Below are 12,822 nucleotides of genomic sequence, written 5' to 3'. Positions count from 1 at the left end.
CTCTTTAATTAGAGTTTGCATTTAGGATTAAGAGAAGGAGAGCTTAGGCTCTCCTTTTTTATTGCCTGTAATTTGGCTTTGTCATATTCTCTCGCATCTCGCATCTCGCATCTCGCATCTCGCATCTCGCATCTCGCATCTCGCATCTCGCATCTCTTTTTATTCGCTTCCTTAGATATTCTGGTATATAAACAAGTATCTAATCTTTAATGACAAGCGATTGAAATCCATGACCGCACCAACCACTATGACGTTCTTTGAGCGTTTCGAAGCCGACATTCTTTCAGGTAAAAAGACCATTACCATTCGTGATGAATCTGAGCGTGACTACCAACCTGGTAGCGTTGTTGAAGTATCGACGCTAGAAGAAGGGCGTGTATTCTGTAATCTTAAGATCATCAGTGTAGAGCCAATCCTGTTTGATGAGCTGGGTGAATTCCATGCACAGCAAGAGAACATGACACTGCAAGTGCTGAAAGATGTGATTCAAGAGATCTATCCGGGTATTTCTCAGCTTTATGTTGTCTCTTACGAGTTAGTCTAACCAATCAGAGGCCAAGCAGAATGACTAACCTAGAGCAGCAAACTTGGCTTCAGTTGTATTGCAAAGAAGCGAAGCAGTGTAAGCTATTGGATATAGCTGAACTTGAGCCTGAGTGGGCAATGGAGTCAGATTTTCAAACATGGTGCGAAGGGAAGCGAGAACTCACCATTGAGGATGTATCAGGTCGAGTGTGGGTAAAGAGTTGCCCAGCGGGTTACATTACTGAGGTGCATTTTCATCTTGATGGCACGCTAAATGAATATCGGTTATTTGACCGTTTTGAAACGTCTGGTCGCTGGAACTTGAATAGTGGTCTGTTAGAGGTAGCAATAGAGAAAGGCGAAAATCAATATCGCTTTGCTGTGGTTGCTAACCGCAGTGAGAATATTCACTCAGCCATAGAATACAAAAACGGCGAACTGCACTCGTACTTGAAGCTTGTGCAAGTGGAAGCGATGACGCGTTAACGCCAATTGTGATTAGCGGTAGTTTTTATGACGACTCAATGAAGACTGCACATCATCATTGAGTCGTTGTTGTATCTACGCTCTAGAAAGTTAATTGAGCCAATACTTGGTACTGTTGAGAGTCGACATCATCTTTATGGCAGACGCTTAATAGATCGTCGATAAAGTGTTTAAGTGCTCTGGCCTCAATCGTTCGTATTCCAGACTGCTGCTCTTCGGTTAAATAGCCGTAAATTGTAGCCGCACCGAAATCACCAAAAATCATCTCACCTTGCTCGTTTACAAGCGTATTGTGGGCGTAAAGATCGCCGTGACACACTTTGTTGTTGTGGAGATGGTTAAAGACATCGACCATCTGATCAACAATAGAAGTTATCTGAGCGATTGATAGCTCAAAGCCCTCATCAAAGGTATCTCGTGTACAGGTTTCGAGCGTTGGTGGTAAGCCCAAGTTGTAGTATGTCTCTGGAATGAGCTCCATCACCAAGGCGAGGTCTTTACCATCATCAACCTGTGCAATCGACTTAACAAGATTGTTATGGTGACCCGCTTGCAGGCACGCTTCTAATTCATCGTGTGGGTAGCCATCACTGGTCACTTCACCTTTGAACACTTTTACTGCCACTTCACTTGGGAAAGCGAAGTCTTCATCTTGCCAATGTGCATGAGAGATCACGCCGCTAGCCCCTTGACCAAGCACATGGTTCAGACGGTAACTTGAAGTTGATACTTGTGGCACGCTGTCTAGCGATTTAGGGTGTTTACAGAAAGGGTTTCCTGCAAACGCAAGCCATGCGAGTTTCGGCAGTTTGATTAACAGTTCCGGAAACTCAGCGATTTGGTTGGCAGAAAGACGAACCAGCTCTAGGTTGAGCAAGTTCTCCATGCTGTCTGGCAAGGCTTTAATTTGGTTGCCCGCTAGAGCTAGCTTCTGCAGTCTAGGGCGATGTCCTAGACTATCTGGCAGCACTTCAATGGCGTTGTCAGTCAGAATTAACCAACGCAGCGGCAACGGTAATGAATGCTCGCTGACAGTCTTAATCTGGTTGGTTTTAAAGCCCACCATTTCCAGGTTCGGTAGTTCGCCTAGCACGTCTGGCAGATGAGTAAACTGGTTATTGGATGCAAAGATGATGCGAAGCTTAGTCAGTTTCGCTAGCTCCTTTGGAAGCTCTGACAATGCATTCCCTGATAGGTCGAGTACTTCAAGAGTATCTGCAAGCTCTATGATTTCCATTGGGAACGTTTCAAGGCCTTCAGCCAATTTCAAATGTGTTGAACCCAATAATTGTCCGGATTGTAGTTGTTCTAGAGTTTGCAAATCTAAGCCTTCTGATCGTGTTTCATTTTAGACGGGTAGTGTACGTGGCTTAGCTATTGATTGCGAGGGCTGTAACAGTATTGCATCTAGCGAAATTGCTTGATAAAACAAGAGATAGAAAAAAGGTTTTAATCGCTTAACAGCAGATGCAATGGGATGGATGACGAATATGAAAACAATCGGCCTTTTAGGTGGGATGAGTTGGGAATCGACGGCGAGTTATTACAAGGCATTGAACGAGGGTGTCAAAGAGAGGCTAGGTGGGCTCAACTCGGCTAAAGTTGTGCTGTTCAGTGTTAACTTCGATGAAATAGAGAAACTGCAACATCAAGGGAAATGGGATGAAACGGCGGTTTTGCTGTCCCAAGCAGCGGAGTCGGTTGAAAAGGCTGGCGCGGACTTTCTCATGATCTGTACCAACACCATGCACAAAGTAGTGCCAGAGATTGAGTCACGTATCTCTATGCCTGTTCTTCATATTGCTGATGCAACGGCGAACGTTCTTCAAGCACATGGTATTGAGAAGGTTGGGCTATTAGGCACTCGCTTTACCATGGAGCAAGATTTCTACAAAGGCCGCCTTACTGACAAGTTCGGCATGGAGGTATTAGTCCCTAGCTCTGAAGACCAAGAGACAGTGCATTCCATTATCTATGATGAGCTTTGCAAAGGAATTATTAAGGAAAACTCAAAAGAGCAATATCTTGCGATCATCAATAAGTTGTATCAACAAGGTGCTCAAGCGGTAATTCTAGGTTGCACGGAAATCGCACTTTTGGTGAATCAAGAAGACACGCAAGTTCCTCTGTATGACACAACAGAGATCCACGCGAAGCAAGGTGTGGAATACGCGTTGAGTTAAATAAATTTACAAAATGCAAAGCCACCCTCGATTTATATATAGTAACTTAAAGGGTGGCTTTGTTTTTTCTAATGGACGTCAATAATCTATTTAGGCTGCTTGCCACCAATAGCACGCCAACACATATCAAAGCTCTGTTGAACGTAACTCTGTTGTTCTTTAGTCGAGAGCTGATTTTGGTCTAGCAACCAGTTAACCGATATTAAGAAGTGGCTATGAATGAAATAGCGCACCAAATCCATATCTAGCTTGATCAACTCACCAGAATCTTGTCCCGCTCGTACATTGTCATCAAGCGTAGCGAACAGTTCAGAAACAATTATCTGCCTTGCTTCAGTGGTCGGGTGGAAATGGATATTAGAGAGAAACTTCATCGCTGTAGGATGCGCAGCTGCCCAATCGATTCCCACCTCCCACAGCTTGTTCATTTTTAGATACAGTGACGCAACGTTTGTATCGAACTCTTGAAAAACAGCATTGAACAGCGCTTGTTTCAGCTCTCTAAAAAGCTCATCAACCAATAGAGACTTGTTTTCAAAGTGGTGAAACAGAGTTGCCTTCGCCACACCTGCCGCTTTAGCAATTTGAGCGGTAGATGTGCCCTCAACGCCTTGCTCAGCAAAGAGTTGAAGGGCGGAATCTAATATCTGTTGTCTTTTAGTGGTCATCGATTAATCACTTTAAAAATCAATTTCTTGAACAGATTATTATACGGAGGATGCAACAGTTTTGTGTAGTTGATTTTACCTCTACTCAGAACCGTTTTGGCATGACTGAAGGTTTTGAAACCCTCAATTCCGTGATAGTGCCCCATACCTGACGGACCAACACCGCCAAATGGTGCATCATCGACCGCAACATGAACAAGAGAATCATTGATGCACACGCCACCGGAGTGAGTTTTAGACAGCAACTTCTCTTGCACTTCACTGTCGTGACTCATGATGTAAAGAGCCAACGGGCGAGGACGATCGTTAATGTACTCAATTGCTTCGTCCAAAGAATCATAAGGGACGATAGGTAGCACAGGACCAAACAACTCTTCCTGAAGGGCAAACATGTCGTCGTTTACATTAGTCAGTAGATGAGGCGTCATGCGGTGATTCACATCGTCTTGAGCTTGCTCGCTCACAGTGTGAATGGTGGCGCCTTTTTGCTCTGCATCTTCAACCACACCTTTTAGTCGTGTGTATTGGCGTTGATTGATCACAGAGGTGAGTTCTTTGCTCTCAAGTCCCGCAGGGTAGAGCTTTTTAAAGTAGCTCTTATAGGCGTCTACAAACTCATTAACTTTTGCCTTAGGGAGCAGAATGTAATCTGGAGCAACACAGATTTGACCGGCGTTGAGACTTTTCGAGAATAAGATGCGTTGAACCGCGTCCATGATTTCCATGTCCGGTGCAATCACTGTCGGAGACTTGCCGCCTAGCTCGAGCGTTACTGGCGTTAGATTCGCAGAAGCTGCTTTCATCACATGTTTACCCACCGCTGTCGAGCCAGTGAACATAATATGATCGAAAGGTAGGGCGCTGAATTGCGCTGCGATATCAGCCTCACCCTCAATGATCGCGATTTGATCTTCACTGAACCCTTCGCTCAACATCTTTTTTAGTACTTTATTGGTTGCTGGCGTGAATTCAGACATTTTCATCATCGCGACGTTACCCGCAGCCAACGCCGTCGCTAGTGGACCAATAGACAGGGTAATAGGGAAGTTCCAAGGGACAATGATGCCAACCACACCCAATGGTTGATAGTGGACACTCACCTTAGCCGGTTGGAGCATTAAACCAGCACCTCGGCGAGAAGGCTTCATCCATTTCTTTAGGTGTTTTCGGTTGTAATCAATCAAATGCAGCGAAGGCGTAATATCCGCTATGAGGGAGTCATATTTTGCTCTTTGGCCATAATCCTCGGATAACGCATCGATGATCTGATCTTGATAACGGACGAGTAGTTCTTTCAAGCGAGCAAGATCGTCTTGACGCGTTTTGAGATCGGGATTCGAGTTAGAACGAAAGTGCGCTTTTTGAGCCGAGAACATCGCGTTCATATCAACACCGACAGTGGATTCATCATTGGATATTGGATTTTGGTTCATTGTATTTTACTCCCCATTTAGCTGACTGACCGATCGGTCAGTGGTTTAAATTTATACTAGCCATCCCTGTTTTACAAGGAACGATAAGAAAAAGTTTAAAAAATGTGCAAGGTTGGTGTGCTCAGAAAAAGAAGTTGAATGGGGTTTTCTTATGCGTCGCGAAAAAAATCTGATTCTGTGTACGCTGCGTATTAGCACCAGAATTGGCGGCAGACCTTGATGTACCGTTATCTCAGGCGTGTGTAAAACAGCGTTTGTCGAGACGACAAATATCTATGATTGGACTCGCTCGCCAGAATATCAGTTAATGCGCCCAACGAATCGTAACGTATCGATTTAACTTGGGTAATGCCGCATGTATGAACAGGGTGTTACTTGGTGATGGCCCTATATTGTGAGGTCTCTTGAAATGGAACAATCAGTTAATTTAGATCGCATCCGTGCAGAATATAATGTTAAGCACTGGAGCCAAGGTTTCTACGGTATTGATGACAATGGAGAAGTGTATGTCTCTCCAAGCAAAATGGATCATCAAATTCCTTTAAGCAATATTGTAAAGCAGCTTGAACAGAAGAATGTCGGCTTACCTGCATTGGTGCGATTCCCGCAGATTGTTCATCAACGAGTACATAATATTTGTAACGCGTTCAACCAAGCTATTGATGAATACCAATACGACAACCGCTACCTGTTGGTATACCCAATTAAGGTAAACCAGCAAAAAGAAGTCGTGGACGAGATTTTAGCAAGCCAAGCTCAGCTAGAACAAAAACAGCTGGGTCTAGAAGCGGGCAGCAAACCTGAGCTGCTGGCGGTATTGGCATTAGCTCAGAAAGCGAGCTCGGTGATTGTCTGCAACGGCTACAAAGATCGCGAATATGTTCGCTTGGCTCTGATTGGTGAGAAGCTAGGTCATAAGGTTTTCATCGTACTTGAAAAGTTGTCTGAGCTTGATCTTGTTTTGCAAGAAGCAAAAGCGCTAGGCGTAAAACCACGTTTAGGTCTGCGTATTCGTCTCGCTTCTCAAGGGGCAGGTAAGTGGCAAGCAAGTGGTGGTGAGAAGTCGAAGTTCGGCTTGTCTGCATCTCAAGTATTGACTGTAATTGAGCGTTTGAAAGCGGAAGACCAGTTAGAAGCGCTAGAGCTTGTTCACTTCCACCTAGGTTCACAAATGGCAAACATTCGTGACGTTCGAAATGGTGTGAGTGAAGCGGCGCGTTTCTACTGTGAACTGCGTGATATTGGCGCGCAACTGGATTACATCGATGTGGGTGGCGGTTTGGCGGTGGACTATGACGGTACACGCAGTCAGTCTTCTAACTCGATGAACTACGGTCTTTTAGAGTACGCACGTAATATCGTGATGACAGTGGGTGATATCTGTAAGCAGTATCAACAGCCAATGCCAGTGATCATTTCTGAGTCAGGTCGCTCATTAACGGCGCACCACGCAGTTTTGATTACTAACGTGATTGGTACAGAAAGCTACTCACCAGAGGTGATTGTAGAGCCTGAAGAAGGCGCACCACTGCTTCTGAAAAACATGTGGCGCAACTTCCAATCCTTGCGAGATGGCAGCGATGACCGCGCATTGATTGAGATTTATAACGATACACAAAGTGACATTGCAGAGGCGCACAACCAGTTCGCAACTGGCATGCTGAACCTTCAAAGTCGAGCTTGGGCTGAGCAGGTCTCTTTGCGCATCAATTATGAGTTAAACCAGTTGATGAGCACAAAGAACCGCTACCACCGCCCGATTTTGGATGAGTTGAATGAGCGTTTGGCGGATAAGTTCTTCGTGAACTTCTCACTGTTTCAGTCGCTACCGGACGCATGGGGTATTGATCAGGTATTCCCAGTGTTGCCACTCAGTGGTTTAGATCGAGTGGATGAACGACGCGCTGTGGTTCTGGATATTACTTGTGATTCAGACGGCACTATCGATCAGTATGTTGACGGTCAAGGTATTGAAACGACGCTGCCAGTACCAGCTTGGAACCCAGATGAACCATACTTGATGGGTTTCTTTTTGGTAGGTGCATACCAAGAGATCTTGGGCGATATGCACAACCTATTTGGCGATACGCACAGTGTGGTTGTGAACGTGGACAACGAAGGTAAGGCGAACCTAGATTACATCAACGAAGGTGACACGGTTGCAGACATGATGCGCTATGTTCACATCGATGTGGATTTGATTCGTCAGAATTACGAAGAGATGGTCAGTGCTAAAGTCCCACAAGATGAGCAGCAGAGTGTGCTTGCTGAGTTGGAACAAGGCTTGATGGGTTACACGTACTTAGAGGATTTTTAATGAACGATCTGTTTACTAAGAAAGACTATTCCCTGTACTCCAATGCGATGACGTTTATGCGCCGTCCATTGGTGCAAAATCCAGTGGATGCAGAAGCAGATGTTGTTGTGCTAGGTGCGCCGTTAGATATGGCGACATCTGGGAGACCGGGTGCGCGACTCGGTCCCGACGCGATTCGTCGTGCTTCAGTTAACTTGGCGTGGGAAGGTAAAAAATTCCCGTGGGACTTTAATGTCTTCGATCATACTAAGGTGATTGACTCGGGTGATTTGGTGTTTGACACCGGTGATGCTGAAGATTTAACTGTGCGATTAGAAGCCGCGGCGACGGAAATCCTTAACAGTGGTAAAACGTTGTTGGGCCTAGGCGGTGATCACTTCATTACATTGCCTTTGCTGCGCGCTTACGCGAAGAAGTATGGTGAAATGGCATTGATTCACTTTGATGCACATACCGATACTTACAGCCACGGCAGTCGTTATGATCACGGAACCATGTTCTATCATGCGCCAAACGAAGGGCTAATTTCGAAAGAGCATTCAGTTCAAGTAGGCATTCGTACCGAGTATGAGAAAGACGAGCACGGCTTTAACGTTATCAATGCGATGGAAGCGAATGATCTGAGCGTGGATGAGATCGTGTCACGTATTAAGCAAATTGTCGGTGACAAACCAGTTTACTTGACGTTTGACATTGATTGTCTAGATCCAGCATTCGCTCCTGGTACAGGAACCCCGGTTTGTGGTGGTTTGAATTCAGACAAGGTTCTCAAGATAATTCGAGCTCTTAAAGGTCTGAATATGGTCGGAATGGACGTGGTGGAAGTGTCACCTGCTTACGATCAAAGCGATATCACGGCTTTGGCTGGAGCGACGATTGCTCTAGAGCTTTTGTACGTTTGGACAGCAAATCGCCTAGCTAACTGATTTACCGAAAGATGTGTTGGTTTATTGAGCCACTGCTTGTATTAGCAGTGGCTTTTTTGTTTCTAATGTTCCGTCCTGAAATGCGCGCTAGTGTCTGATTTGTTAAGCATTTTTATCTGAAGAATTGGCTCGTTACGCGGTCGTAGCTAAAACTGATCGACGCCCACAAAACTACCCCTGCTAATAGTGAATAATGAGCGCGTTCGTCACTGGAATTGTCGCTCATGTCCCTGTTTGCATTTAGACCGTTTGACTTTTTGAGTATGAATAAAATAAGTCCTTATTTGTATTGATCTATTTTCTAAAATCTTCTTTTGAAAGAGCATGCAGTTCGATATGCAATCAATTACCTCTGAAAATGGATTTTTCTTAAGGAAATACTAGTCTTAAGGGTAAACGAGTTCGATAAACAGTCAGTAAAAACAAAATCGAACCGCGACAAGTTAAAAGTAAAAGACTTGATATAAAAACAGTGGTTGAACCTGAGTTACAACCTAATACGCGCTTACAACAATTTTTACACGATGATGGGACCGTCATTATGTGTATCTAGGGGGACATATGGATGTCGAAGTTTTGCGTAACGCAGCAGTAGTTAAGCAAGTGAATGGTGACGTTGTTGTCATAACCGCAGATGGATCCGCCCGCAAGGTGAAGGTAGGGGATACCATTCGCGAGAATGAAATCGTGATGACAGCGAAAGGCGCGAAGTTAGTGTTGGTCGATGTTTCCGGTGAAATACCGGTTGATGAAAACTGTGTTGGTTGTATCGATAATGCGGTGGCCTTTAATGCAGAGCCTGTGAATGGTGATATTGAAATAAACTTTGACCAGCTTGGTGACGACACATTTGGTGCCGACGAAATTGCGGCGATACAAGAAGCTATTTTAGCAGGGGAAGATCCGACTGAAATTCTAGAAGCTACCGCTGCTGGTGGCCTTGGCAGCTCGGCTAATGCCGGTTTCGTAACCATAGATTACAATTACACCGAAACGCAGCCTTCCACCTTCTTCGAAACCTCCGCACTCGAGGAGGAGAACATTGACGACGATGAAGACGATTTTAGAAGCGATGTAACTGCTTCATCTGGCGGCCAGTCTCTTTCCCAAAGTCTAACCGAAGGTTCTTTATCACAAGGCACTTATCCTCAGACGGTATCAACTAATCAAATCATTCAGAGTGGTAGCCTTGATCTAGATGCTAGTTCTTTTGTGCCGGCTTCTGCTTCTTTAGCCTCTCTTCTCAGTGAACTGAATAGCGATATAACGTCTGGTGGATTAGCGGTTCAGTTTGTTTATGATTCTGGGGAAAATGCGATCCTTGGTACTCAGGGTAGTACTGAGGTTTTGCGTATCGACATCGATGCCGTCAGTTCAGGGTCGAATGTCAACCTCACTCTCACATCCACGCTATCGGCTCCGATTGATCATGTCTCTTCTGTAAGCGATGGGCAGGTATCGTATAGTGACAATCAAATCACTGTGACTTTTGATATCGAAGGTGCCGACATTGGTGGGAATGCAATCGATGCGCCTATCTCGGTCGGAGTTGCAATCTTAGACGGTGCTGATCCTATCCCTGAAACGGTGAATATCACTAATCAAGAAACTGACTCGACATTACTTGAGGGTAGCTTTGTATCGATTGAAAGTGACACATTATCGTCAGTCGTTTTCGACTCGTCATCATTGGCTCAGTTTGATGGAATTTTAAGTGATAACCAGAATACACTCGCAAGGCTATCTGATGATGGCACCGAGATTACGCTCTCTATTCAGGGGCGTGGAGAAGTCGTACTTACGGTTTCAGTCGATACTAATGGCGAGTACCACTTCCAACAGTTCAAACCTATTGAACAGATAAATTCAGACTCTCTTGAATTTTCTTTACCTGTGACCATCACAGATTTCGACCTTGATTCAGTGGTTAGCACACTCAATATCACCATTACCGATGGCGATCGCCCAACGGTTAATTCAGTCGACCCTATTTCTGTACAAGAGAGTGGTATTGCTGGTGGTTCAGAAGAAGGAACCGGTATCGTCAGTGGCAGCGGGTCTGTAACTTCAGAAACTTTCGATAGTGATATTATCGACCATCATGAACTCGAACCAACGGAGTTTAATACAGATGGCAGCTTGCTTTCACAAGGGCAACCCGTTGAATTAGAAATGATTAGTGAAGTAAGCGGAGTTCGAAACTACGAAGGTTTTGTCACGGTTAATGGCGTTCGCACTGTTGTGTTTGAGGTGGCCGTCGACAGCCCAGCTTTAGGCTCTTATGAATTTACACTACTGAATTCGCTTACCCATCAAGGCTCGCAAGATGCAGAACTGAGTTTTGAGCTGCCTATCTACGCGGTTGATGCGGATGGCGATCGCTCGTCTTTGGCGGGAGGTACGGGTGACGCGCAGCCAGCACTCATTGTCGTTACTGTTGCTGATGATGTGGTTGAGCTGATTGATAACAGTGTTGCATTAGACGAGCCGACACAAGTAGGTGACTCAACGGTCTCTTACAATGTATTCAATTTCACTGGAGCAGATGGAGCGACCGTACAATCCTTTGTCTATGATGGCACTACTTACAATCTAGATCTTCAACAAGACCCTTCTGCTCAGCAAGCGTTTGTTTTTGATGAAGGGACATTAAACATCGCGCTTAACGGTGATGTTACCTTTGTTGTCGCAAGAGACATTGATCATTCTGTCGATGAAACCATCACCCAAGATATTACATTTAATGCGGTGGATGGTGATGGCGATACAGACTCTGCGTTGCTGCAAATTTCCATCACTGATGGTCAAATCCCGACAATTAACGATATCCCTAGCGTTACTTTGCTGGAGCCAGACCTAGCTTCTGGCTCATCTCCAACGGGATCAGATGTTAGCTCAACTCAAACCATAGACTTTACACCGGGTAGTGATGATGTTTCTCGCTTTAGACTTGAGAGTACGGAATTTAATACCAACGGTGCGCTAACGTCGGATGGTTTGGTCGTGAGCTTGAAAGAGGAGCCAGCGGATTCTGGAAATTACATTGGCTTTGTAACCGATGCTTCGAATACAGAAATCCCCGTCTTTACCCTAGTATTTTCGAGTACCACGCTCGGTGAATATACCTTTACGTTACTCGAATCGTTGGATCATGCCGATGGTCAGTCGAATAACGAGCTCACTTTCGAACTTCCGGTTTATGCGGTGGATTCAGATGGTGATGACTCACTGGGTGCAGCGTTAGCAGTAACGATCGGTGATGATCTGCAGACTATGGAAAACGGTGTGCTGAGTATTCGAGAGCCGACGTTAGCGGTATTGACGCAGTCTGTTGTGACGACTGAAACCATTAATGTCCTTCCTGTGCAGGGTGCTGATGGTGCTGCTATCACGCAGTTTACGTATGATGGTGCCGTTCGTAACTTAGACCCTAATGATACTGGTGAGCAAGAGTTCCAATTCTTAGAAGGTTCTCTATTTGTCACGTTAGATGGCAATGTTCGCTTTGAGCCAAATCGCAACCTTGATCAAACAGATGGCGATATCGTGAAAACGGTTATCCTGACATCGAGTGATGGCGACGTTGATATAGACACGGCTACTGTCATCTTAACGATTACTGATGGTGATGATCCAACAATCGACAATGTGCCAAGCGTAACGCTCGATGAATCAGGTCTGATTGACGGTTCCGCCCCAAGTGGCGTATCAGTCGACTCAAACCAAACCATCTCTTTTACCGAAGCCAGTGATGATGTCGCTCGTATTGAAGTGGTAGTTGGGCAATTTAATAGTGATAATTCTTTGACGTCGAATGGGTTGATTGTTGAAATTCGTGAGGAGCCTGCTGATTCAGGTATCTACATAGGTTTCACTACTGATGTGTCCAACGTAGAAACCCCTGTTTTCACCTTAACCTTTGACCAAAGCAATATTGGTGACTTTACCTTTGTTTTGCTTGAAGCGTTTGATCACAGACCAATTCAAGGCAAAAACGCACTTTCTTTCGATATTCCTATTTTGGCTATCGATACCGATGGCGATAGAACTGCAATTAGCCAGCTGGTTGTGAACATCAATGATGATGTTCAAATCATGCAAGACGCCGATTTAACGGTAACTGAACCTAATCAAGCTGACTTGAGTTCAGGTGCTGTGTCCACAAGTGCTGTCGACGTTCTGACCGCTCCAAGCGCTGATGGCGCGAGCGTGACTCAATTTACTTACGACGGCACGGCTTACACGCTCGATCAAAACATAGCGTCTGAGCAGGAGTTTATCTTC

The 12,822-nt window shown here is 45.1% G+C and carries 9 protein-coding genes; 6 read left to right on the top strand and 3 right to left on the bottom strand.

From position 1 onward, the window contains the following. The first annotated feature begins 229 nt into the window (after positions 1-229). Together yqfB and KI655_RS19250 are read left to right on the top strand one after the other, a co-directional pair. Positions 230-544: a N(4)-acetylcytidine aminohydrolase gene (yqfB, locus tag KI655_RS19255; RefSeq protein WP_285407982.1), complete on the top strand. Its 315-nt coding sequence runs from the start codon at positions 230-232 to the stop codon at positions 542-544. A 20-nt stretch (positions 545-564) separates the two neighbouring features. Further along, complete coding sequence (locus KI655_RS19250; protein ID WP_285407981.1) at positions 565-1,011, top strand: hypothetical protein; 447 nt, start codon at positions 565-567, stop codon at positions 1,009-1,011. An 82-nt stretch (positions 1,012-1,093) separates the two neighbouring features. Here KI655_RS19250 and KI655_RS19245 read toward each other — a convergent pair whose 3' ends face one another. Beyond that, a complete protein-coding gene (locus KI655_RS19245) occupies positions 1,094-2,332 on the bottom strand; it encodes a leucine-rich repeat-containing protein kinase family protein (protein ID WP_285407979.1) in 1,239 nt (412 codons plus the stop codon). 169 nt (positions 2,333-2,501) lie between these two features. Between KI655_RS19245 and KI655_RS19240 the strand changes: the two genes are divergently transcribed. Next, positions 2,502-3,194: an aspartate/glutamate racemase family protein gene (locus KI655_RS19240; protein WP_285407978.1), complete on the top strand. Its 693-nt coding sequence runs from the start codon at positions 2,502-2,504 to the stop codon at positions 3,192-3,194. A gap of 86 nt (positions 3,195-3,280) precedes the next feature. On the opposite strand, the gene KI655_RS19235 is transcribed toward KI655_RS19240, so the two are convergent. Continuing rightward, positions 3,281-3,862, bottom strand: coding sequence for a TetR/AcrR family transcriptional regulator (locus KI655_RS19235; RefSeq protein ID WP_285407977.1), 582 nt, complete (start codon positions 3,860-3,862; stop codon positions 3,281-3,283). Continuing rightward, positions 3,859-5,247 (bottom strand): coniferyl aldehyde dehydrogenase, encoded by a 1,389-nt coding sequence (locus tag KI655_RS19230; RefSeq protein WP_373417313.1) that lies wholly within the window; start codon positions 5,245-5,247, stop codon positions 3,859-3,861. Before KI655_RS19230 ends, KI655_RS19235 begins: the two co-directional genes overlap by 4 nt. Positions 5,248-5,704: 457 nt before the next feature. On the opposite strand from KI655_RS19230, the gene speA reads away from it, so the two are divergent. The 3 genes from speA to KI655_RS19215 all read left to right on the top strand — a co-directional run. Further along, positions 5,705-7,612: an arginine decarboxylase gene (gene speA / locus KI655_RS19225; RefSeq protein WP_285407975.1), complete on the top strand. Its 1,908-nt coding sequence runs from the start codon at positions 5,705-5,707 to the stop codon at positions 7,610-7,612. Further along, positions 7,612-8,538 (top strand): agmatinase, encoded by a 927-nt coding sequence (gene speB, locus KI655_RS19220; protein WP_285407974.1) that lies wholly within the window; start codon positions 7,612-7,614, stop codon positions 8,536-8,538. Before speA ends, speB begins: the two co-directional genes overlap by 1 nt. A 561-nt stretch (positions 8,539-9,099) precedes the next feature. Continuing rightward, a partial coding sequence (locus KI655_RS19215; RefSeq protein ID WP_285407972.1) for a retention module-containing protein occupies positions 9,100-12,822 on the top strand: 3,723 nt, incomplete at its 3' end.

It is taken from the genome of Vibrio sp. D404a (genome assembly GCF_030248535.1).
Taxonomy (GTDB): domain Bacteria; phylum Pseudomonadota; class Gammaproteobacteria; order Enterobacterales; family Vibrionaceae; genus Vibrio.
The sequence above is the reverse complement of the archived record's forward strand: the minus strand, read 5'-3'. Positions and strand labels throughout refer to the sequence as shown.

What these genes read in the sequence shown, in the direction of transcription:
- yqfB (WP_285407982.1), top strand. Translation starts at nt 230, where the DNA reads ATGACCGCACCAACCACTATGACGTTCTTTGAGCGTTTCGAAGCCGAC.
- KI655_RS19250 (WP_285407981.1), top strand. Translation starts at nt 565, where the DNA reads ATGACTAACCTAGAGCAGCAAACTTGGCTTCAGTTGTATTGCAAAGAA.
- KI655_RS19240 (WP_285407978.1), top strand. Translation starts at nt 2,502, where the DNA reads ATGAAAACAATCGGCCTTTTAGGTGGGATGAGTTGGGAATCGACGGCG.
- KI655_RS19235 (WP_285407977.1), bottom strand. Translation starts at nt 3,862, where the DNA reads ATGACCACTAAAAGACAACAGATATTAGATTCCGCCCTTCAACTCTTT.
- KI655_RS19230 (WP_373417313.1), bottom strand. Translation starts at nt 5,247, where the DNA reads ATGAACGCGATGTTCTCGGCTCAAAAAGCGCACTTTCGTTCTAACTCG.
- speA (WP_285407975.1), top strand. Translation starts at nt 5,705, where the DNA reads ATGGAACAATCAGTTAATTTAGATCGCATCCGTGCAGAATATAATGTT.
- speB (WP_285407974.1), top strand. Translation starts at nt 7,612, where the DNA reads ATGAACGATCTGTTTACTAAGAAAGACTATTCCCTGTACTCCAATGCG.